Here is a 21,972-nt window from a genome sequence, read left to right as displayed (position 1 = left end):
AGAACAGACGCTCTGCGCAGATACACCGATGGGCTAATGGCCGGTGCTACAGCACTGTGATCGCGCCGCCCGCACCGACCCGCTGCCAGGGCAGCCCCAGTACCAACGCCTGAAGTTGCTCGGTGTCGAGTTCAACTTCCGAGCCGTGGCGGATGCCTGGCCAGTGAAACTTGCCCTGGTTCAATCGCCGCGCGGCCAGCCAGATACCCACGCCGTCATGCACCAGGACTTTCATGCGGTTGGCGCGGCGATTTGCGAAGAGATAGGCACAGTGCGGCTTCGCCGCACCGAACACCGCAATCACACGGGCCAACGCGGTCTCGGTGCCGGCGCGCATGTCCATCGGTTCGGTGGCGAGCCAGATACTATCGATACGGATCACTGGGCGAGCCCCCGGACAAAGCGGGCGCATCCTTCAGGATCGGAAGCTGGCCATTTCACTGTGATCGATTGCTCGCCCAGCGGTAGCTCGATAATCACAGCTGGTTCAACTGGTCGTTTTGGCGTAACTCTCGCAGGAACGAACGCCGGCAACGCCGCTGGCAGTTGATCTCGATAAAGCGGTAGCCACTTGCGAATGACGTTGGCATTGATGCCGTGGTGGATGGCAACGCTGGAAACGGTCGCGCCGGGTTGCAGGCACTCCTGAACAACCTGGGCCTTGAACGGTTTGGGGTAAGAGCTTCGTTGGCGCATGGAAATCCCGGCGATAAGGGCTATCGCGTCCGCTTAAAAATACGCGGACACCATCGCCCTTAATGCTGGAGTTCGGAAGGTGTGTTGGCCGGACGGATACGGCAAACCATACGCCACTCTATGCCAACAGATGCCAATAAGGCGTCACATGGCTTTAGTGCTAGATAGTCTCAAGCCTAGTGAATGCGGGCTTCTCGTTAAAAACGCCCGTATACACCAGCATCATTGGGGTGTGCTTGGTGGTCTATGTGAATTTAGAGCGCCGGGTGCGCGTCTGCTCGTAGTAACGAAGCTGATGTGGCATTTTCGCGAAAGGGTGAACAGAGCTGCCCGGCGCGAGGTGCGTGTAGAGATGCGAATCTGGAGAGGTGGTGGTCGTGAGGGTATAATTGACAGAACCGAACGTAGTCGGCACCTATATTGGGGTCGGTTGATAGTCGGTTACCTGCTGTTTCGCAGTGAACGAAAAAGCGGGTATCAGAGCGGGTATCAAATCCGCAAACCCTAATGAAACCATTGAATAATCAACCGCTTACCCGCCAAAGAAAGATCATCCACGTCGATTGCGACTGCTTTTACGCCGCCATCGAGATGCGTGACGATCCGAGCCTCGCCAATCGCCCGCTGGCTGTGGGCGGTTCGGCGGATCGGCGTGGGGTGATCGCCACCTGCAATTACGAGGCGCGCGCTTATGGCGTGCGTTCGGCCATGGCGTCGCGGCATGCGTTGAAGCTGTGCCCGGATCTGTTGATCGTCAAGCCGCGTTTCGAGGTGTACCGCGCGGTGTCACGTGAGATTCACAGCATCTTTCGCCAGTTCACCGATCTGATCGAGCCGCTGTCGCTGGACGAGGCGTATCTGGATGTCAGCGACTCGCCGCATTTCGCCGGCAGTGCCACGCGCATCGCCCAGGAGATTCGTCGTCGCGTGGCGCAGGAGCTGCACATCACGGTGTCGGCCGGTGTGGCGCCGAACAAGTTCCTGGCCAAGATCGCCAGCGACTGGCGCAAACCCAACGGGCTGTTCGTCATCACCCCGGATCAGGTCGACGATTTCGTGGCCGAGTTACCGGTCAACAAGCTGCATGGCGTCGGCAAGGTCACGGCGGACAAGCTGGCGCGCTTAGGCATTCGCACCTGTCTGGATCTGCGCGACTGGAACAAGCTGGCGCTGGTGCGCGAATTCGGCAGTTTCGGCGAGCGCCTGTGGCGCCTGGCGCATGGCATCGATGAGCGCGCAGTGAAGGTGGACAGCCGTCGCCAGTCACTGAGCGTGGAGCACACCTACGATCAGGACTTGCCCGATCTGCAGGCCTGTCTGGACAAACTGCCGGCGCTGCTCGAGGAAATGAAGGGGCGCCTGCAACGCCTGGACGCCAGCTATCGACCGGACAAACCCTTCGTCAAGGTCAAGTTCCATGACTTTACCCAAACCACCCTGGAGCAGGCGGGCGCCAGTCGCGACCTGGACAGTTACCGGCTATTGCTGAGCAACGCTTTCGCCCGTGGCGACAAGCCGGTGCGCCTGCTTGGCGTCGGCGTCAGGTTGCACGACTTGCGCGGGCGACAGGAGCAACTGGAGCTGTTTGCGTAGCCCGGATGAAATCCGGGGTGTTCTTGAGCCTGAACCCGGATTGCATCCGGGCTACGCATGCAAGTACCTGCAAAGCGGCTGTTTGTAAGAGCCCCGCCTCGGGGCGAAGCCTTTCGATCCGACAGCGCCGGTGTTCGCGGCGGGGCGCCGCTCCTACAGGACAGTGTGCGTCCTGCAGGGCGAGCGTCGTGTCATTCTGCCCAGAGGCGAATTGGCTTGCCGCTGGCCGGCCACAGTTGCAGCTGGCCGATGGCATTGAAGTCCCAGCGCTGCACCTCGCCGAGCGCGGCGAGGAAGCGTTGTTCCTGCTCCATGAGGGCGGGGGCGCACAGCTTGCGGGTGCTGCCGGCTGGGTCGAAGCTGAGCGCCTGACCCTTGAGCGTATAGCCGGCGAACCAGTGGTTGCAGCCGGCATTGCCATGGGCGCGGCCGTCGGCAGCGAAGGTAATGGTCAGGTGGCTGCGGTCGATCAACGGCCGTTCACCGATCCATTCCACGCGGTAGCTGTGTTCGGTTTCCAGTTGCGGTGCATCACTGGCGCAACCGGCCAGCATGGCAGCGAACAGGGCGAGGGGCAGGGTACGGTGCATGGTTCAGGCCTCCTGGCAGGTGCGGCAGAGATGACGGCCGGCATCGTTGTGCCAGCCCAGTTCGGCGATGCGAGCTTCGGCTGCCGGGGCTTGTGCCGCCTTGCCGAGGGCCGCATCGACGGCAAATTCGAAATCCAGTTGCTTGCCGCAACCGTCGCAGTTGACCTGCCAGTTATGGATGGCCAGCTCCTTGAACTGCGGTCCCTTGCACACGGCCAGCCATTGGCCGGGCGGGTTGATCAGGTGGCGAACCTTTTCCACCTCCAGGCGCATGTGCAGGTCGCGGCTGCCCTTGAGGGTGACCAGTAGCACGTCGTTTGCCTGGATCGAGCCGCCGTTGCCGGTGACCTGATAGCGGCCCGGCGCCAGGGCGCGGCATTCGGTGAGGGTGTGTTGCGGGTTGAGCAGGGAATAACGGAAATCGTGTTCGGCCATGGGTCCTCCGGATCAGCCGGCATGCTATCACGCACCGGCCTTGACCTCATTGCTTGGCTGCCCGGCGAGCCAGGCCGCGATGTTGTCCAGTGTCGTGCGGGCAATGGCACCGAGTGCTTCGTGGGTGAGAAAGGCCTGGTGCGCGGTGACGATGACATTGGGAAAGCTCAGCAGGCGGGCCAGAGTATCGTCCTGCAGCGGCAGGTCGGAATGATCCTCGAAGAACAGTTCCGACTCTTCTTCATAGACGTCCAGGCCCAGGTAGCCGAGCTGGCCGCTTTTCAGTGCCGCGATCAGCGCCGGTGCATCGACCAGTGCGCCGCGCCCAGTGTTGATCAGCATGGCACCGCGTTTCATCTGCTGCAGGCGGGCAGCATTGATCAGGTGGTAGCTGGCATCGGTCAGCGGGCAGTGCAGGCTGAGGATGTCGCTGCGGGCGATCACTGCTTCGAGTGGCGCCTGGCGTGCACCGGTTTCATCGAGTCCGGTCAGCGGGAATGGATCGTAGATCAGAACCTGGCAACCGAAGCCGTGCATGATGCGGGCGAATACTTGGCCGATCTTGCCGCCGCCGATGACGCCGACGGTCTTGCCGTGCAGGTCGAAGCCGGTCAGGCCATGCAGGGAAAAATCACCCTCGCGGGTGCGGTTGAAGGCGCGGTGGATGCGCCGGTTCAGGGCCAGTACCAGCGCCACGGCATGTTCGGCCACGGCATGCGGTGAGTAAGCCGGCACGCGTACCACGGTCAGACCAAGCCGCTGCGCCGCGCCCAGGTCGACATGGTTGTAGCCGGCCGAACGCAGGGCGATCAGGCGTGTGCCGCCGGCGGCCAGTTGTTCCAGTACCGTTGCCGACAGGTTGTCGTTGATGAAGGCGCAGACTACCGCGCTACCGCTGGCCAGCGCGACACTGTCAGCGGTCAGGCGCGCTTCATGAAATTGCAGGTGCCAGTCTGGGGTGTCGTTGGCGGCCAAGAACGACTCACTGTCGTAGCCCTTGCTGCTGAACAGGCAGATACGCATGGCGTTTCCTCAGGCGTTTTGCGCCGCTGTTTCGCTCAGGCGTACGATGGCCGCATCGAGTTCGTCCAGCGCGCGTTGGGCTTCGGGGTCATCCTGCTTGAGCAGGGTTTCGCTGCGCTGGCAGGCCAGGCGCAGTTGCGGTACGCCACAGTAGCGCGTGGCACCGTGCAGGCGATGAACCCGTTCGATCAGTGCGCTGCGCTCGCCGGCATCGCGTGCCTGGCGGATGGCCTGGCGGTCGCCGGGCAGGCCGGCCAGTAGCATGCTCAGCATATCGGCCGCCAGATCGGCTTTGCCGGCCGCCAGGCGCAGGCCTTCTTCGGCATCCAGTATCCGGGCTTGTGTGTCCGCCGGTGCATGTGGGGTGATGCGGGGGCTTGGCTGGTTGCGCAGGTTGAGCCCCGTCCATTTGAGTACCACCTGGGCCAGTTGCCGCTCGTTGATCGGCTTGGTCAGGTAGTCATCCATGCCGCTGTGCAGCAGCGCACGCTTCTCGTTGGCCAGGGCGTGGGCGGTGAGGGCGATGATCGGTGTGGCGCTGCGCCCCTGTTCGCTCTCCCACTGGCGAATCGTTTCGGTCGCCTGGCGGCCATCCATGCCGGGCATTTGTACATCCATGAACACCAGATCGAAGCTGTCCTGCCGGACGGCTTCTATCGCTGCGTAGCCGCTGTCCACAGCCGTGACCTGGGCGCCGAGATCATCCAGCAGGGTCTGTACCAGCAGCAGGTTGGCCGGGTTGTCATCGACGCAGAGAATCTGTGGCCGGCGTGTGTCGCCGACGGCGACTGGCTCGGCGCTCGTGCGTGGCGGGTTGACCAATTCGACCAGTGCCTTGTGCAGTTTGCGCGTGCAGGCGGGCTTGGCTTGCAGTTGCGTATAAGCGTCGGGCAGACGTTCGTGGAACAGCGCCAGTTCGGTGGTCGGGCACAGCACCAGCGCCTTGCAGTCGAGCCGGTCGAGTTCGCGGATCAGTTGGCCCAGCGCCTCGGGGGACAGCTCGTTGGCGGTGATCCCCAGTACGGCCAGTTGCAGTGGCCGTTCGAGGTCGTGCTGGGTTTTCACGGCTTCGACGAGCCGGGCGTGATCGATGAAGCTTTCCACCTCCAGGCCGCAGTCCTCGAGCAGGTGAGCCAGTGCCTGGCGCGCCAGCTCATGATTTTCCAGAATGGCGACGCGGCGCCCTTGCAGCGCCGTGCGCGGCAGGTCTTCGGCATCGTCGCGGGCCTTGGGCAAGGTCAGGGTGACCCAGAATTCCGAACCTTCTCCCGGCGTGCTGTCGACGCCAATCTCGCCGCCCATCTGCTCGATCAGGCGCTTGGAAATCACCAGCCCCAGGCCGGTACCTCCTGCCTGGCGGCTGAGGGAGTTGTCAGCCTGGCTGAAGGCCTGGAACAGGGCGCGCAGGTCTTCTTCCGAGAGGCCCACGCCGGTATCCATCACGCTGATGCGCAGTTGCGCGCTGTCGGCGCGTTCGTCCTCAAGCATGGCGCGCATGACGATGGTGCCCGCGCGGGTGAATTTGATCGCATTGCTGACCAGGTTGGTCAGTACCTGTTTCAGACGCAACGGGTCGCCGCGCAGCGCCAATGGCGTGTCGCGGTAAATCAGGCTGACCAGCTCCAGCTGCTTCTCGTGGGCAGCCGGGGCGAGGATGGTCAGGGTGTCCTGCAGCAGGTCGCGCAGGTTGAACGGAATGCTCTCCAGTACCAGCTTGCCGGCCTCGATCTTGGAGAAGTCGAGTACCTCGTTGATGATGCCGAGCAGGTTGTCGGCAGAGTTTTCGATGGTGGCCAGATAGTCGCGCTGACGTGGGCTGAGCTCGCTTTTCTGCAGCAGGTTGGTGAAGCCGAGAATGCCGTTGAGTGGGGTGCGAATTTCGTGGCTCATGTTGGCCAGGAATTCGGACTTGATACGGCTGGCCTCCAGTGCCTCCTTGCGTGCGAAGTCGAGTTCGATGTTCTGGATTTCGATGGTTTCCAGGTTCTGCCGCACGTCCTCGGTGGCTTGTTCGATGCTGTGCTGCAGCTCTTCCTGGGCGTTCTGCAGCGATTCGGCCATGCGGTTGATGCCGGCTGCCAGTTCGTCCATTTCATGGCTGCCCAGCGGCGGCAGGCGGGTTTGCAGGTGGCCGTCCTTGAGCTGGGCAACCCCCGCTTTGATTTCGCGCAAGGGGGCAATGATGCTGCGGCTCATGCGCAGGGCGAGCATGGCTGTCAGGGCCAGACCGCCGATGATCAGCAGCAGGCTGGCAAACAGGCTGCGGTAGCCGCTGAGCAGCGTACCCTGGTGCGAAAGCTCCAGCTCGACCCAGCCCAGCAACTGGAAGTTGGCTTCATCGGCCTGATCGTCGCTCAGCGCCAGATGTTGGTCATAGACCGGTAGCAGAAAGCGCGTGGCGTCCTGGCCGCTGATGCGGTTGAGGGTCGGTTGGCTGGCCGGTGACGGGTTGAGCATGCTCGGGCCGGCATAGGCCAGCGGCGTGCGTTCGGGTGTGAGCAAGGCCACCGCACGTACATCCGGGTGCTCCAGCGCCTGCCGGGCTATGCGCTCGAGTTTACTCACATCCTGTTGGTGCAGGGCCGGAGCGGTCAGGGGCGCCAGGTTTTCGACCAGCATCTCGCCGCGTTGCAGCAGTTGCGTCTGCAGGCTCGAGAGCTGTACCCAGGTGAAATAGCCGCCCAACACCAGCGCCAGCAGGCTGGTGGGCAGCAGGGTGAGCAGCAGTACGCGGCCTCTGATGCTGAGATCCTTGAACACGACCTTCCTCCTTAATCACATGCCGGCAGTGTAGCGATTCGGCGCGCTGGAATCTTTAGGTGAGCGATTGTCGTTTAATAGGTAGAATTGTTCGCATTATGCCTTTTGGTTCCTGGCCATGCTGACCTCCACCCGCACACCGGCTCGCATTCTTGCCGTCGAAGACGATCCGCTGCTTGCCTGCCATCTGCAATCGCACCTGATGGGCTGTGGGTTCGACGTAACCCTCAGGCATGACGGCAGCGAAGGCCTGCAACTGGCTGAACGTGAGGATTTCGATCTGATTCTGATGGATATCTTGCTGCCGGGAATCAGTGGTCTGGAGGCTCTGCAGCGGCTGCGCCGGCAACGCAGCGTGCCGGTTTTGCTGATGTCGGCTCTGGGTGACGAGCAGAACCGTATCGCCGGTTTCAGTCAGGGTGCCGATGACTACCTGCCCAAGCCCTTCAGCCTTGGTGAGTTGAGCGTACGGGTGGAAGCCATTCTGCGCCGTGTCGCCTATGAGCGTCGTGAGCCTCAGCCAGGTTCAGAGGGCAATGGCCTGCAGTTCGACGAAGGGCGCAGCGATGTCGCCTTTCGTGGTCACTGGGTCGGCCTGACGCCCAGCGAATACCGGGTGCTGGAGCTACTCTGGCGGCACCAGGACGAGGCATTGAGCAAGCCTTTCCTTTATCAGCAGGCGCTGCGCCGTGCTTACGCTCAGCATGATCGCAGCCTGGATATGCACGTCAGCCACATCCGCCGCAAACTGCTGGCTGTCGGTTACGAGGCTGCGCGCGTCGATACCGTGTGGGGCAAGGGCTACGTTCTGGTCAGGGCCGGCGCATGAGTCTGCCGGGCAGGTATTCGCTGCTCTGGCGCCTGGCTGGTGCGCTGGCCCTGTTTTGCCTGCTGTTGGTCAGCCTGCATGTGGATGTGGGGCGTGAACTGATCGAGGCGACCTCCTATCTGCCCGAACCCGCCCGGCAGACGCTCAAGGGCTATGCCCGTGAGGCGGAGACGGCCTGGCAAGAGGAAGGTGCATCCGGGGTCGATGCCTTTCTCCGGCAATTGCAGGAGCGCGAGCAGATCTGGGCCGTGGTGGTCGATGCGCACAAACGGTCGCTGTCTTCCCGACCGCTGAGCGCCGAACAGGCGCAGCGTCTGGATTTCGTGCGCAAGCTGGATTTTCCCGTTGGACGCCCCGGCGGTACGCCGACCTTTTATATCCCCTTCAATGCTGGCGAGGCGCGCTTGGTGATGGAGCTGCCGCAGCGCCTGAACCCGCGCCGCTACAACGTGCTGTGGGAGGCGTTGCTGCAGCGTGTGCTGCCGGCCGTGCTGGCTGTGCTCGTGGCGCTGTTGCTGTATCGCCAGTTGATTGCTCCACTCGCGATTCTCCGGCGTCAGGCTGCGGCCCTCAGTGCAGGCGATCTGTCCGCCAGGCTCGGCGCGCAGGTCACCGGGCGCAGGGATGAGCTGGGTGAGCTGGCGCGAACCTTCGATCATATGGCTGAGCGCCTGGACGGTACCGTAGCCTTTCAGCGCCAACTGCTGCGTGATCTGTCCCATGAGCTGCGCACGCCCCTGGCCCGCCTGCGCGTGGCCGGGGAGAGCGAACAGGACGGCGAGGCGCTGCGTCAGCGTCTGGCGCGCGAGGTCGCGGGCATGGAAAAACTGGTTGGCGATGCCCTGGAACTGGTCTGGCTGGATACCGAACGCCCCAGCCTGCCGCTGGAGGAGGTCGACGTCGGTCGGCTCTGGGATGTCATCAGGGAGAATGCCGGCTTCGAGACCGGCTGGGCCATCGAACGCATGCCCTGCGAGCTGCCCCACGACTGCCGTGTGCTGGGTAATCTCAACGGTCTGGCTCAGGCGCTGGAGAATATTCTGCGCAATGCCATTCGCCACTCGCCGGCGGACGGCGTGGTGCGCCTGAGCGGCCGGCGCGAAGGCGGGCAATGGGTATTGTGGATCGAAGACCAGGGGCCCGGCGTTGCCGAGGATGAGCTGGAAAACATCTTCCGGCCTTTTACCCGGCTCAGTGCCGCGCGCCCCGGGGGGGGCGGCTTCGGCCTCGGGCTGGCCATCGCGCGCAGCATGATTGCCACGCAAGGCGGTCATCTGTGGGCGGAGAATGCCCGGCCAGGGCTAAGGCTCAAGCTGCGTCTGCCCTGTGCGTAGCCCATTGCATGGCTCCAAGGTCGAATGCCTGTGATCACGAGAGTGCGCGTAGCGCAGCATTGGCCGCATGACCCCGGGGAGCGGTTGCTCGATCACGTTCTGCAACCGATCATGGCGTGATGAAGCGACGGGTTCGGCGTATCATGATGCCCCTTCGCGTCAGTCTGGATTCGAGCGACCCATGACCCTGCAATTCCCCACCATTGCCGACTGCATCGGCAATACCCCCCTGGTACGTCTGCAACGCCTGGGCGGCGACACCAGCAACACCCTGCTGGTCAAGCTGGAAGGTAACAACCCGGCCGGTTCGGTCAAGGACCGTCCGGCCCTGTCGATGATCAACCGCGCCGAGCTGCGTGGCGATATCCAGCCTGGCGATACCCTGATCGAAGCCACCAGTGGCAACACCGGCATTGCCCTGGCGATGGCGGCGGCGATCAAGGGCTACAAGATGATCCTGATCATGCCGGACAACTCCACTGCCGAGCGCAAGTGGGCGATGACCGCCTACGGCGCCGAGCTGATCCTGGTGAGCAAGGAAGAGGGCATGGAAGGCGCCCGTGATCTGGCCGAGCGCCTGCAGGCCGAAGGGCGCGGCAAGGTGCTGGATCAGTTCGCCAACGGTGACAACCCCGAGGCGCACTACAACGGCACCGGCCCGGAAATCTGGCGCCAGACCGGCGGCAGCGTGACCCATTTCATCAGCTCCATGGGCACCACCGGCACCATCATGGGCACTTCGCGCTACCTCAAGGAGCAGAACCCGGCGATCCAGATCGTCGGCCTGCAACCGCAGGAAGGTGCGGCCATTCCCGGTATCCGCCGCTGGCCCGAGGAATACCTGCCGAAGATCTATCAGGCCGAACGGGTCGATCAGATCATCGACATGGGCCAGGCCGAGGCCGAGCATGTCATGCGTCGCCTGGCGCGTGAGGAAGGCATCTTCTGCGGCGTGTCCTCCGGCGGTTCGGTGGCCGGCATGCTGCGTTTGTCGCAGCAGGTGGAAAACGCGGTACTGGTGGCGATCATCTGTGATCGTGGCGACCGTTACCTGTCCACCGGCGTTTATCAAGAACCGGCGCACTGATGGCCAGACGCAGCTCCAACCTGCGCTTTCAGCCCAGCGGCGGCAGCCGTGCGACGCAGGTGCCGGTGGGCAAGAAGCAGAAACTCACCATCGAGCGCCTGGCCGGTGACGGTCGTGGTATCGCCTTCGAGGGTGGACGCACCTGGTTCGTCAGCGGTGCATTGGCCGGTGAAGAGGTCGAGGCGCGGGTGCTCAGCGCTCGCAGCCAGACCGTCGAAGCGCGCGCCGAACGCATCATCGTCGCTAGCAGCGAACGGCGTACGCCGCCCTGCATTAACGCTGACCACTGCGGCGGCTGCAACCTGCAGCACATGCCCCACGCCGAGCAATTGGCCCTGAAACAGCGCACGCTGGCCGAGCAATTGTCGCGCTTGGGTGGCGTGCAGCCAGATGAGTGGGCTGCGCCGCTGGTTGGCCCCGAACTCGGTTACCGGCGCCGCGCGCGCATTGCCGTGCGCTGGGATGCCAAGGCGCGGCAGCTGCAGGTCGGTTTCCGTGCCGAGGCCAGCCAGGACATCGTTGCCATTGACCAATGTCCGGTACTGGTACAGCCCTTGCAGCCCATTTTCAGCGCCTTGCCGGCCTTGCTGCGCAGTTTGGAAAAGCCACAGGCAGTCGGGCACGTGGAGCTGTTCAGCGGTACTGCCGAAGCCTTGCTGCTGCGACATACGGCAGCGCTTGCCGAGGCGGATCTGAGTCGCCTGCGCGCGTTCTGCAGCGAGCATGATGCGCAGCTGTGGCTGCAGGGTGAAGGGCCGCCACAGCCTGATGAGCCGAGCGCTGAGCTGGGCTTTGAGTTGCAACGCTGGCACTTGCAACTGGCCTATCGGCCGGGTGATTTCGTTCAGGTCAATGGTCTGGTCAACGAGGCCATGGTCGCTCAGGCGCTAGACTGGTTGAAGGCGCAGCCCGGCGAACGGGTGCTGGATCTGTTCTGCGGCCTGGGCAATTTCGCCCTGCCGCTGGCGCGTCAGGCGGCTGAAGTAGTGGCGGTGGAAGGCGTCGCCGCGATGGTGCAGCGGGCCGCTGACAACGCGCGCCACAACGGCTTGGACAATGCGCACTTTTATCGCGCCGACCTGTCCAAGCCGCTGGTCAACGAGACCTGGGCGCGTGGCGGTTTTGCCGCAGTGCTGCTCGATCCGCCGCGTGACGGCGCGCTGGAGGCGGTACGTGGGATGAGCGAGCTGGGCGCGCGGCGCCTGGTCTATGTATCCTGCAACCCGACCACGCTGGCACGTGATGCAGCCGAGTTGCTGCAGCAGGGCTATCGCCTGCGCCGCGCCGGGATTCTCGACATGTTTGCGCAAACCGCGCATGTCGAGGCCATGGCTCTATTCGATAAGCCCGAGACTTAGGTCTTGGGCCAAAGCGGTACGTTCGGTACCGCGGGGATGCGCAGGACGCGCACCCTTTCAGTTAATCCGACCGGCTCAGAGAAGGCCGGCGACTGCTCGGTGCCGCTCAGGCGCACCGTAGGGAAGGTAAGACGATGGTTCAGGTGAGAGCGCATCAGCCGGTCAACGACGACGGCAGCATCAATCTCGTGGCCTGGTTGGATCATGTCACTCGTGTCGATCCGGCGCTGGATCGCCAGGCATTGCAAGAGGCCTGCGAGTTCGCCCGTGACGCCGAGCAACAGGCCAACACCACCGAGCATCACTGGAGCGAGGGCGCCTCGACATTCCGCGCCGGTCTCGACATTGCCGAGATTCTCGCCGATCTCAAACTCGATCAGGATTCGCTGGTTGCTGCGGTCATCTATCGCGGCGTGCGCGAGGGCAAGATCACCCTGGCCGCCGTGCAGCAGCGCTTCGGTGCGGTGGTGGCCAAGCTGATCGAAGGCGTGCTGCGCATGGCGGCGATCAGCGCCAGTATCAACCCGCGTGAATCGGTGGTGGTCGGCTCGCAGACGCAGGTGGAGAACCTGCGCAAGATGCTGGTGGCCATGGTCGATGACGTGCGTGTGGCGCTGATCAAGCTGGCCGAGCGTACCTGTGCGATTCGTGCGGTCAAGGAGGCCGACGAAGACAAGCGTCAGCGCGTGGCGCGCGAAGTGTTCGACATCTATGCACCACTGGCTCACCGCCTGGGCATCGGCCATATCAAGTGGGAGCTGGAAGACCTTTCCTTCCGCTACCTGGAGCCGGATCAATACAAGCAGATCGCCAAGCTGCTGCACGAGCGTCGCCTCGACCGCGAGCAGTACATCAACGACGCCATGGCGAATCTGCGTCAGGAGCTGGAAGCCACCGGTATCAAGGCCGATATCAGCGGCCGGGCGAAACATATCTATTCGATATGGCGCAAGATGCAGCGCAAGGGCCTGCAATTCAGCCAGATCTACGACGTGCGTGCGGTGCGGGTGCTGGTGCCGGAGGTGCGTGATTGCTACACCACCCTGGGCATCGTGCATACCCTGTGGCGGCACATTCCCAAGGAGTTCGACGACTACATCGCCAACCCCAAGGAGAACGGCTACCGCTCGTTGCACACCGCCGTGCTCGGGCCGGAAGGCAAGGTGCTGGAGGTGCAGATTCGCACCCACGCCATGCACGAAGAAGCCGAACTGGGTGTGTGTGCGCACTGGCGCTACAAGGGCACCGACGTCAAATCCGGCTCCAACCACTACGAAGAGAAGATTTCCTGGCTGCGTCAGGTCATCGAGTGGCACGAGGAACTGGGCGATATCGGCGGCCTGGCCGAGCAACTGCGTGTGGATATCGAGCCGGATCGGGTCTACGTGTTCACCCCCGACGGCCACGCCATCGACCTGCCCAAGGGCGCCACACCGCTGGATTTCGCCTACCGCGTGCACACCGAGATCGGCCACAACTGCCGCGGCGCCAAGATCAACGGGCGCATCGTGCCGCTGACCTACAGCCTGCAGACCGGTGAGCAGGTGGAAATCATCACCAGCAAGCAGGGCACGCCCAGTCGCGACTGGCTCAACCCCAACCTGGGCTATGTCACCACCAGCCGCGCGCGGGCGAAGATCGTCCACTGGTTCAAGCTGCAGGACCGCGATCAGAACGTCGCCGCCGGCAAGCAGTTGCTCGAGCGCGAGCTGGCGCGCCTGGCCCTGGTCGGTGCGGACTTCGACAAGCTGGCCGAGAAGGCCAACCTGAAAACCGCCGATGACCTGTTCGCCGCCCTGGGGGCCGGCGATGTGCGCCTGGCCCATGCGGTCAACCTGGCGCAGCAACTGCTCGAGCCTGAACGCGGTAACGAGCAACTGGAGCTGATTCCGCGCAAGGCGCAGGGCTTCAAGCCGGGCAAGCGCGGTGATATCCAGATCCAGGGCGTCGGCAACCTGCTGACGCAGATGGCCGGCTGCTGCCAGCCGCTGCCGGGCGACCCGATCGTCGGTTACATCACCCTCGGCCGTGGCGTCACCATCCACCGTCAGGACTGCCCGACGGCACTGCAGCAGACGGCGCGTGAGCCGGAGCGGATGATCCAGGTGAGCTGGGGGCCGGTGCCGGTGCAGACCTACCCGGTGGAGGTCGTCATCAAGGCCTACGACCGTTCCGGTCTGCTGCGTGACGTCACCCAGGTACTGCTCAACGAAAAACTCAACGTGCTGGCGGTCAACACCCGCTCGAACAAGGAGGACAACACCGCCTCCATGTCGATCACCGTGGAGATTCCCGGACTCGATGCGCTCGGGCGTCTGCTGGCGCGCATCGGCCAGTTGCCCAACATCATCGAGGCGCGTCGCCAGCGGGCCAATTAAGCGGCACGCTTCAAGTGACAAGCAGCAAGTCAGAGGCGCCGCTGCGCCTTTTCTTGTGGCTTGCCGCTTGTAGCGTGCAGCCCAGGAGTTTTTATGTACCAACTCGACGATCTGCTGCACCTGATGGCGCGTCTGCGTGACCCGCAACACGGCTGCCCGTGGGATCTCAAGCAAAGCTACGCGAGCATCGTGCCTTACACCCTGGAAGAGGCCTACGAGGTGGCTGACGCCATCGAGCGTGGCGACTTCGAGCATCTGCCGGGGGAGCTGGGCGACCTGCTGTTCCAGGTGGTCTATTACAGCCAGCTGGCGCAGGAGGAGGGGCGTTTCGATTTCGCCCGTGTGGTCGATGGCATCACTGCCAAGCTGATCCGCCGCCACCCGCATGTCTTCCCTGATGGCGATCTGTACGGCGCGCCGGATGCGGCCAAGCTGGAGGATGCTGCGGTCAAGCAGCGTTGGGAAGAGCTCAAGGCGCAGGAGCGCGCCGAAAAAGCCGCTGCACCCGAGCAACTATCCCTGCTCGATGATGTACCGACGGCGCTGCCGGCGCTGTCGCGTGCGGCCAAGCTGCAGAAGCGTGCGGCCCAGGTCGGTTTCGACTGGCCCGAGGCACTGCCGGTGGTGGACAAGGTGCGCGAAGAGCTGGATGAAGTGCTCGAAGCCATGAGCGAGAACGACGCCGAGGCGGTGGCCGAGGAAATCGGCGATCTGCTGTTCGTCGTCAGCAACCTGGCACGGCACCTGAAGGTCGATCCTGAGGCTGCGCTACGGGCAGCCAATGGCAAGTTCGAGCGGCGCTTTCGATTTATCGAACAGAGCGTGCGGGAGGCCGGGCGCAGCATGGAGGCTTGTTCGCTGGAGGAGCTGGACGCCCTCTGGGGCGAGGCGAAGAAGCAGGAAAAACAGGCTCCTGGCTAATGCCGATCAGATAAGGTTGGCAAGGCGGCCTTTCGTAATTACATGGACTCGCCCACGCCGAGGCGTCAATGCGCCACGGTGGCAGTCTAAGAAGCCAACGGCAGCGAGGGCGAGTCCATGAAAAAGCATACAGCAACTAATCAATCCCAGGCCTTAAACGATCTATCGGCCTGCACGACAGTGGCAGTCGATCTTGCCAAGCGGGTCTTTCAGGTGGCGGGAGAAGACGTTCTTGGTCAGGTGCGTTACGAGGCGCGGATCAAGTCGCGTGAGGCGTTCTACGAGTTTCTGTGCAAGTTGCCGCCGAGTGTCGTCGTGCTGGTTGAAACTGGCCCAGGTGCTCAGGCGTGGGCACGGCAGCTACAGGGGCAAGGCAACCTGGCGCGGATTCTTCCGGCTCGTCTCGTCGAGGGTCACCGCAGCGGTGCGAAGAATGATCGTAACGATGCCCTGTCGATCTTGCGCGCCGGTCGCGATAGCAAGATTTCAGCCGTGCCCATCAAAAGCGCTGCCTCGCTGGCCATGCAGGCGCTGCATCGCGCTCGGCAGGGTTATGTGCGTCGGCGTACGGCGATGAGTAATCAGATGCGCGGTTTGCTGCTGGAGCACGGCGTGGCTCTGGCGCAAGGCGATGCGGCTATCAGCCACGTGATACCGAGGGTGCTGGAAGATGCAACGCAGCCACTGCCGGAGATACTGCGGGAGTTGATCGACGAATTGCTGGGTGAATGGCGGCAATTGGGCGAACGCATCAACGTCTTGAGCGGGCGCTTGGAAGCTGCTGCGAACGCGGACAAGACCGCGAAACGACTGATGACGGTGCGCGGAGTCGGCCCGATCATCGCCACCGCGCTGCTGGCCAAGCAAACCGAACCTGAACGTTTCGCCAATGCCCGCTTATATGCGGCTTACTTCGGCATGGTGCCTGATCAGCACAGCAGCGGAGAAAAGATCCGCCTGGGCAAGATGAGCAAGCGAGGCGATGGCTACATGCGCAGCCTGATGATCCAGGGCGCGCATGCGGTCCTCCGACAACTACGGCCTGATTCGCAGCAACCGGATGATCGCCGCTTGCTGGGCTGGCTGAGTCGCCTGGGGCGCAAAGAGGCGGCGGTGAGGTTAGCCAACCGCAACCTACGGATCGCCTGGGTGCTGCTACAGAATGAACAGACTTATCAACGCCAGCCAGTTAATGACAGGCAGGCGGAAATGAGTCACTGATCCACCGAGTTCTGCCACCGGGGCGCGAAGTCGCTCCAACCTCTGCTAGAAAATATTGACCCCAGGTAAGACCGTTGCGGATTGATGCCTTGGCTCCTACTGGCCTTCGAGGTCTGAATGTAATAGGCATACCGCAAGCTCACACAATGTTGGCCAGAAGCTGATGACAGCTTCCTCGAATAGGCCTGATACATAGATGCAGCCGGGTAGCAGTGTTGAAAAGCAGGTTTGACAGTGGGGGCGAGTCCATACATAGGAGCCCCGCCCCGGGGCGAAGCTTTTCAATTGCTTTTCCCGGGTTGCATCCGGGCTACGGGTTGGCTTCCGTGCTGGAGCCCAGGCGTCTTAGCCCTTATGCTGGGCATCTTTCATGGTGGTGCCGCTGGCGTCGCCTGGTCTGAATCAAGTGTGGGATCGTTAAGTTATGGGTCTTTCCCTGCGCGACCAGCTGCTCAAAGCCGGCCTGGTCAATGAAAAACAAGCCAAGCAGGCTGGCAAACAGCAGCAAAAGCAGCAGCGCCTGGCCAAGAAAGGCCAAGCCGAACTGGACGACAGTGCCCGTCAGGCCGCACTGCAGGCTCAAGCCGAGAAGGCGGCGCGCGATCAGGAGCTGAACCGCCAGCAGCAGGAAAAAGCCGAACAGAAAGCCCGTGCGGCGCAGATCAAGCAACTGATCGAGCGTTCGCGCCTGCCCAAGCTCGATGGCGAGGATTACTACAACTTCGTCGACGACAAGAAGGTCAAGCGCCTGCCGGTCAACACGCTGGTGCGCAACAAACTGTCCAACGGCTGGCTGGCCATCGTGCGCCATGGTGGTGGCTATGAAATCATCCCGCGCGAGGCGGCAATGAAAATTCAGGAGCGCGACGCTTCGCGCATCGTCCTGCTCAATACCCATGTCGAAGAGCCGGATGCCGACGATCCTTACGCGGCCTATCAGATTCCTGATGATCTGATGTGGTAACGCAGCGTCACTGCATGCTCGCGTAGGCCGTCACGTTCAGCAGCGATTACCGTTCAACAGCACCCGACCAAAGCTGGCGTCTGCATCCTGTGGGGTGATCGCCAGCAGGCGGTCCATGCGCAGACGCTGCTCCCCATCGTTCGTGCGTATCAAGAGAAACTCCTCCTTGGCCGTGGTTTGCGTGGTCAGGGCCTGGCCCAACAGGTGAGAGCCGTCGATCAGCTCGATAGCCAACTGATAGCGGTGCATGCAGGCGATCTCCAGGTAGTCATAGAGGTCACAGGCCAGGGGTTGGTAGTCGTCCATCGAATCGTCCTCCGCGCTGGCTGGAGACTAGCCGAGAAATGCCCCCGGCTGTTTTCCGTGGCGATAAAGAAACGCCGCAACCCGATACCGGTGTTGCGGCGTTTTCGTTTCGCGGACGCGCCTTACATCAACGGAATGGTGTAGCTGACGATCAGGCGGTTCTCATCCAGATCGCCAATGTTCGCGTTGGAGCGCACCATCGCGTTACGCCAGCGCACGCCAAGGTTCTTCAGTGGGCCTTGCTGGATGACGTAGCTGATATCCACGTCACGTTCCCATTCCTTGCCGCTTGCGCCACCCACGCCGTCGAAGCCGTCACCGGTCACGTAGCGCACGAACGCGGTCAGGCCTGGAATGCCGTAGCTGGCAAAGTTGACGTCATAACGCGCCTGCCAGGATTTCTCGTCCTTGCGGGTAAAGTCGAGAATCTGGATGTAGTTGACGATGTACGGATCGGTTTCTGTCAGGAAGGGGAAGGCGTTGTCGCCACCGACCTTCTGGTAGCCCAGGCGGAAAGTGTGCGCACCGATACCGGCCCAGAGATTGACCGAGGTGAGGTCGTTATCCAGCTTGCCGCCGAGTTTGCGGCCGTTGTCCTGGGAGTCGAAGTAGGCCAGGTTGGCGCCCAGTTTCCAGTCGCCGATGGGCTGCACATGGATCAGGTTGTACAGCTTCTGGTCGTAGATATCTTCCAGCTCGCCGTACCACACGCCGACCGTGGTGTTGCCACCATTGAACTTGTAGTCGCCGCCGGCGAAGTTGTAGCGGTCGCTTTCGCCGCCGACGTTGGTGGCGGTGATATCCACTCTGTCGGTAGAGGCGCGTTGGTTGACTTCACGCAGTTGACCGCCATTGAGGGTCAGTCCGTCGATTTCCTGCGAAGTGATCATGCCGCCGGTGAACACCTGCGGCAGCAGGCGCGAGTCGCCGGAGGAGACGATGGGCAGCTTGGGCATCAGCCCGCCAACCTTGCCGACGGTTTTCGAGATCCGTGCCTTGGCCGCCCCGCTGAATTCCGAATATTCGTCCGGCCCCTCGTTGCCGAAGCCGTTGGGCAGCAGAGCAGTGCCGGCACGCTCGTCAGACGAATCGAGTTTCAGGCCCAGGCCTGCATAGGCATCCAGACCAAAACCGACGGTACCCTCGGTGAAGCCGGACTCGGCCTTGAGAATGAAGCCCTGTGCCCATTCCTCGCGTTTGGACTGGGCCACACCCGGATCACGCAGGTCGCGATTCATATAGAAGTTGCGCAGTTCCAGCGTCGCTTTGCTGTCGCCGATGAAGTCAGCCTGTGCCAGGCTCGGTAGAGTCAGGCTGGCGCCCAGCGTGGCGAGGGCCACGGCGCGGGCGAGGGGAGTTTTGCTCATTATTGTTGTCTCCTCGTTGTTATTGGCAGGTCGGCCACGATGTGACCGACCAGTTACGGCGCGATGAAATAAAGCATCTGGCTCGCGAGTCGACTGTAAGACTTTAGTCTGGCGGGGGTTTCCGCGCTTTCGGGGGGGAGTGGTGCGTAGGCTCTAGCGCGTGGTTATCGCGTGTTTTTAGTGGGAGCGCCGGCGGTCAGAAAAAAATCGACTGCGGGTGATCAGGCTGAGAAAAATCGATAACCGTTGGTCGATAAAGGTTAAAGCTTGCCTGTGTGCGGCCGCTAAGGTCGGCAGATAACCTATTCAGGTACCCGGCCATGAATCCTCTGAACTCACTCAACTCCGCCGCTTCCCGTGCCGCGCAGGCCAGCCAGTCCCAGGCGGCGCGCAACACTGCAATCGATGCTCAGGCCACGCTGGCCAACCGTCTTGCCGAGAAGCTGGGTGTGCCGCCGGGCTCGCTTTCCGCTGCGCGCGATGACTACACGCCTGAAAAGGTCGCCGGGCGGATTCTCGGTTTCATCGAGCAGCGCCTGCAGAGTGAGGCTGCTGCCGGCGCTGATCCGGCCAAACTGGACAAGCTGCTGACCCAGGCGCGCGATGGTGTAGAGAAGGGCTTTGCCGAGGCACGCAAGATTCTCGATGGCATGGGTGTGCTCAAAGGTCAGGTGGCAAGTGACGTCGACGACACCTACAAGCGCATTCAGGACGGCCTGGGCGACCTCGACAAGCGCTTCGGCAGTGCCGCTCCGAGCATTTCGGACGGGGTTGCCCTGGCCGGCTACAGCGAGCGTTTCAGTGCCCTGGCAGAGACCTTCGATCTGTCCGTCACCACCCGTGATGGCGACCGTCTGCGCATCTCTGTGGCACAGGCTTCGGCCAGTTGGTCGCAGAGCAGTTTTGCCGCCTCCAGCGATGACAAGTCTGCGACCGTCGCCGCCAGCAGCCAGTCAGGCAGCATGCGCATCGGCGGTTGGCAAGTGCAGGTCGAGGGCGAGCTGGACTATGGCGAGGTCAAGGCGCTGGAGAAGCTCTTCAGCCAGGTGCAGGAACTTTCCGACACCTTCTACGCCGGTGATCTGGCTGGTGCCTTCGATCGTGCCATGGCGCTGGATATGGATGCTGAACAGTTGGCATCGATGTCGCTGCGTCTGACCCAGACCAGCGTGCGGCAGGCCACTGATGCTTATGGCGCGGTGGCCGGGCAGGGGGTCAGTGCGGTCAATCCGGGGCTGCAGGAATATGCCCAGGGGCTGCTCGATGCGCTACGCACTGCCGGTGATCTGAGCCAGGATGCCGGTGGCCTGCTCAGGGATCTGCTCAAGGGCGGCTTCTCGCTCGATGAGCGTTTCGATCAGCCGCGTCTGGACAAGGCCGAGAGCATCAACCGCAGTCTGCTTGGCGGCCTGCAGTCTCTGCTTGCCAATCAGGCAGGCGCTGCCGCTGGCGCGAGCTGATTCATCGTGGTGCTAAACTGCGCGCCTTGCTCACAGTGAGGTGCGTAGATGACGCCTGAATGCCAACTTTTCGGAACCCTGGGTTGCCATCTCTGTGAGGTGGCGGAGGCGTTGTTGATGCCGTTCGTGGAGAACGGTCTGTTGGTCGAGTTGATCGACATTGCCGAGCACGAGAGCATGGTCGAGCAATACGGACTGCGTATTCCGGTGTTGCGCCGTTGCGATACGGGCAGCGAGCTGAATTGGCCGTTCGATGCCGAGCAGGTCGTTGAGTTTCTCAGTTGAAACGTCTGAGATGATGAATCGCAGACAATAAAAAACCCGCCGTGAGGCGGGTTTTTTGATTTGGTCGAGAGAGGGTGGTATCGGCCATCGGCCGGCGCTTGATATCCGCTCGTTTCATGGCTGTTTGGTATGCTGGGTTATAGGTGTTTTGCCAGCATGCCAATCGGCATACCAATTAGGTAGAGATGACCGGGGATAAGGTGAGGCAAGCAGAAACAGAAAACCCGGCGCAGAGGCCGGGTTTTCTGGGGTTTCGAGGCATGTCACGACATGCTGAAACAAAGGACTGGTCGGCGAGACAGGATTCGAACCTGCGACCCACTGGTCCCAAACCAGTTGCGCTACCAAGCTGCGCTACACTCCGAATGAGGGATATTCTACTGAAAAACTTTTACCGCACAAGGGGTTAGCCTGAAAAATATTCGGGCCGAGCAGCCTCCAGCAGCGCCTCGGGCTTTCCTGCTCAGAGTTCCTTGACGGTTTGCACCTGATCCTTGTTGATCGTGGCGCGTTTGCCGTCCAGTTGCTCGAATTCGTAGAAGCCTGAGTCTTCATCGTACTTGGGCTTGTCCACGGTTTGGATCTCACGTCCATCGTTGAGCGTGATCACCGAGGGGGTCGAGCAGCCGGCCAGGACAACGAAGCCTAGTGTCATCAGCAGTGTGGGAATGATCCGTTTGGTCATGGTCTGTCTCCTTGAGGGCTAACGGTTGGGCTATGCCTTCGCTCAGACGTGAAACTGTCACGTGAGTTCCTTATGGTTTTATAGCATCAGTCAATATTAGCGCTGGAAGCGAGCATGTCCGGGGTGTTCAGGTTGGCCAGGCGTGAATCTTGTACGGGGCAGTCGACGGCGATGGGCGTCAGTCTGCCAAACCAGCGTTGCGGGCTGCGTTCCCCTGACTGCCAGGCCTGTTCCAGGTCATCGCGCAAACGGGTCGGCAGCAGGCAGAACAGCGGCTGCCAGTAATCATTCTGGCGAATCACCACGGGCTGGCTGCCAGCCTGGGCGAGCAGTGACTCGATCAGGGCATGATCGACCAGCGGTGCGTCGCAAGGCAGTACCAGCATCTGCTCATGACGGGCCGCGGCCATGCCGGCGCGAATGCCGGCCAGGGGGCCCTGGAAGTCCTGTTCCTGGTCGGCGACCAGTTGATCGGCATACGGCGCGTAGTGCTCCTGGTTGCGGTTGCAGGAGATGATCAGATCATCGCTCAGTGGCCTTGTCAGGTCGTGCAGCCAGGCGATCAGCGGGCGCCCGCGCCAGTTCAGCAAGCCCTTGTCACGTCCGCCCATACGCTGGCCTCGACCACCGGAAAGCAGTAGCACGGAGCAGCAGGAAGAGGCATTGGATGCGGGCATGCA

At 62.3% G+C, this 21,972-nt stretch carries 21 protein-coding genes and 1 tRNA gene; 11 read left to right on the top strand and 11 right to left on the bottom strand.

From position 1 onward, the window contains the following. Positions 1–46 precede the first annotated feature (46 nt). Together tnpB and tnpA are read right to left on the bottom strand one after the other, a co-directional pair. Positions 47–382: an IS66 family insertion sequence element accessory protein TnpB gene (gene tnpB / locus J7655_RS13140; RefSeq protein WP_157831713.1), complete on the bottom strand. Its 336-nt coding sequence runs from the start codon at positions 380–382 to the stop codon at positions 47–49. Beyond that, entirely contained in the window at positions 379–696 is a 318-nt protein-coding gene (tnpA, locus tag J7655_RS13135; RefSeq protein ID WP_230924839.1) for an IS66-like element accessory protein TnpA, read from the bottom strand. The genes tnpB and tnpA overlap by 4 nt, the downstream gene beginning before the upstream one ends. A gap of 507 nt (positions 697–1,203) precedes the next feature. Here tnpA and dinB point away from each other — a divergent pair. Next, positions 1,204–2,289 (top strand): DNA polymerase IV, encoded by a 1,086-nt coding sequence (gene dinB, locus J7655_RS13130; RefSeq protein ID WP_230924838.1) that lies wholly within the window; start codon positions 1,204–1,206, stop codon positions 2,287–2,289. 191 nt (positions 2,290–2,480) lie between these two features. Here the strand turns inward: dinB and J7655_RS13125 are convergent, their stop codons facing one another. The 4 genes from J7655_RS13125 to J7655_RS13110 are packed head-to-tail and all read right to left on the bottom strand — an operon-like array spanning position 2,481 to position 7,097. Continuing rightward, positions 2,481–2,879 carry an META domain-containing protein gene (locus J7655_RS13125; RefSeq protein WP_230924837.1) on the bottom strand — a complete coding sequence of 133 codons (399 nt, stop codon included), beginning with the start codon at positions 2,877–2,879 and terminating at the stop codon, positions 2,481–2,483. A 3-nt stretch (positions 2,880–2,882) separates the two neighbouring features. Further along, positions 2,883–3,314 (bottom strand): hypothetical protein, encoded by a 432-nt coding sequence (locus tag J7655_RS13120; RefSeq protein WP_143509038.1) that lies wholly within the window; start codon positions 3,312–3,314, stop codon positions 2,883–2,885. Between the two features lie 27 nt (positions 3,315–3,341). Continuing rightward, positions 3,342–4,337: a 2-hydroxyacid dehydrogenase gene (locus tag J7655_RS13115; protein WP_230924836.1), complete on the bottom strand. Its 996-nt coding sequence runs from the start codon at positions 4,335–4,337 to the stop codon at positions 3,342–3,344. Positions 4,338–4,346: 9 nt separating this feature from the next. Next, positions 4,347–7,097: a response regulator gene (locus J7655_RS13110; protein ID WP_230924835.1), complete on the bottom strand. Its 2,751-nt coding sequence runs from the start codon at positions 7,095–7,097 to the stop codon at positions 4,347–4,349. A 118-nt stretch (positions 7,098–7,215) separates the two neighbouring features. Between J7655_RS13110 and J7655_RS13105 the strand changes: the two genes are divergently transcribed. The 8 genes from J7655_RS13105 (at position 7,216) to J7655_RS13070 (ending at position 17,189) form a co-directional block, all read left to right on the top strand. Beyond that, on the top strand, positions 7,216–7,926 hold the full coding sequence (locus J7655_RS13105) for a response regulator transcription factor (RefSeq protein WP_230924834.1): 711 nt from the start codon (positions 7,216–7,218) through the stop codon (positions 7,924–7,926). Next, positions 7,923–9,260, top strand: coding sequence for a sensor histidine kinase (locus J7655_RS13100; protein ID WP_230924833.1), 1,338 nt, complete (start codon positions 7,923–7,925; stop codon positions 9,258–9,260). The genes J7655_RS13105 and J7655_RS13100 overlap by 4 nt, the downstream gene beginning before the upstream one ends. Positions 9,261–9,441: 181 nt before the next feature. Further along, positions 9,442–10,347 carry a cysteine synthase CysM gene (gene cysM, locus J7655_RS13095; protein ID WP_230924832.1) on the top strand — a complete coding sequence of 302 codons (906 nt, stop codon included), beginning with the start codon at positions 9,442–9,444 and terminating at the stop codon, positions 10,345–10,347. Next, on the top strand, positions 10,347–11,705 hold the full coding sequence (gene rlmD, locus J7655_RS13090) for a 23S rRNA (uracil(1939)-C(5))-methyltransferase RlmD (RefSeq protein ID WP_230924831.1): 1,359 nt from the start codon (positions 10,347–10,349) through the stop codon (positions 11,703–11,705). The genes cysM and rlmD overlap by 1 nt, the downstream gene beginning before the upstream one ends. A gap of 134 nt (positions 11,706–11,839) precedes the next feature. Next, entirely contained in the window at positions 11,840–14,083 is a 2,244-nt protein-coding gene (gene relA / locus J7655_RS13085) for a GTP diphosphokinase (protein ID WP_230924830.1), read from the top strand. Between the two features lie 93 nt (positions 14,084–14,176). After that, a complete protein-coding gene (gene mazG, locus J7655_RS13080) occupies positions 14,177–15,004 on the top strand; it encodes a nucleoside triphosphate pyrophosphohydrolase (protein ID WP_230924829.1) in 828 nt (275 codons plus the stop codon). 117 nt (positions 15,005–15,121) lie between these two features. After that, complete coding sequence (locus J7655_RS13075; RefSeq protein WP_230924828.1) at positions 15,122–16,225, top strand: IS110 family RNA-guided transposase; 1,104 nt, start codon at positions 15,122–15,124, stop codon at positions 16,223–16,225. Between the two features lie 424 nt (positions 16,226–16,649). Beyond that, positions 16,650–17,189: a DUF2058 domain-containing protein gene (locus tag J7655_RS13070; protein WP_064494525.1), complete on the top strand. Its 540-nt coding sequence runs from the start codon at positions 16,650–16,652 to the stop codon at positions 17,187–17,189. Positions 17,190–17,225: 36 nt separating this feature from the next. Here J7655_RS13070 and J7655_RS13065 read toward each other — a convergent pair whose 3' ends face one another. Both J7655_RS13065 and J7655_RS13060 read right to left on the bottom strand, forming a co-directional pair. After that, on the bottom strand, positions 17,226–17,495 hold the full coding sequence (locus J7655_RS13065) for a Rho-binding antiterminator (RefSeq protein ID WP_230924827.1): 270 nt from the start codon (positions 17,493–17,495) through the stop codon (positions 17,226–17,228). A gap of 122 nt (positions 17,496–17,617) precedes the next feature. Beyond that, complete coding sequence (locus J7655_RS13060) at positions 17,618–18,862, bottom strand: OprD family porin (RefSeq protein WP_230924826.1); 1,245 nt, start codon at positions 18,860–18,862, stop codon at positions 17,618–17,620. Positions 18,863–19,182: 320 nt separating this feature from the next. Here J7655_RS13060 and J7655_RS13055 point away from each other — a divergent pair, with 320 nt between their 5' ends. Together J7655_RS13055 and J7655_RS13050 are read left to right on the top strand one after the other, a co-directional pair. Beyond that, the gene (locus tag J7655_RS13055; protein ID WP_230924825.1) at positions 19,183–20,322 is read left to right on the top strand and encodes a DUF5610 domain-containing protein; all 1,140 of its coding nucleotides are present in this window, start codon (positions 19,183–19,185) and stop codon (positions 20,320–20,322) included. A gap of 48 nt (positions 20,323–20,370) precedes the next feature. Continuing rightward, positions 20,371–20,607: a glutaredoxin family protein gene (locus J7655_RS13050; RefSeq protein WP_230924824.1), complete on the top strand. Its 237-nt coding sequence runs from the start codon at positions 20,371–20,373 to the stop codon at positions 20,605–20,607. Between the two features lie 287 nt (positions 20,608–20,894). Here the strand turns inward: J7655_RS13050 and J7655_RS13045 are convergent. From J7655_RS13045 to mobA, 3 genes are all read right to left on the bottom strand, one after another. After that, positions 20,895–20,971 (bottom strand) — tRNA-Pro (locus J7655_RS13045). Positions 20,972–21,070: 99 nt separating this feature from the next. Further along, on the bottom strand, positions 21,071–21,292 hold the full coding sequence (locus J7655_RS13040) for a YgdI/YgdR family lipoprotein (protein WP_230924823.1): 222 nt from the start codon (positions 21,290–21,292) through the stop codon (positions 21,071–21,073). 86 nt (positions 21,293–21,378) lie between these two features. Beyond that, positions 21,379–21,969 (bottom strand): molybdenum cofactor guanylyltransferase MobA, encoded by a 591-nt coding sequence (gene mobA / locus J7655_RS13035; protein ID WP_230924822.1) that lies wholly within the window; start codon positions 21,967–21,969, stop codon positions 21,379–21,381. Positions 21,970–21,972: the final 3 nt, after the last annotated feature.

Source organism: Pseudomonas wenzhouensis, from assembly GCF_021029445.1.
Lineage (GTDB): Bacteria > Pseudomonadota > Gammaproteobacteria > Pseudomonadales > Pseudomonadaceae > Aquipseudomonas > Aquipseudomonas wenzhouensis.
Note: the sequence above shows the minus strand (reverse complement) of the source record. Positions and strands in the feature narration are given on the sequence as shown.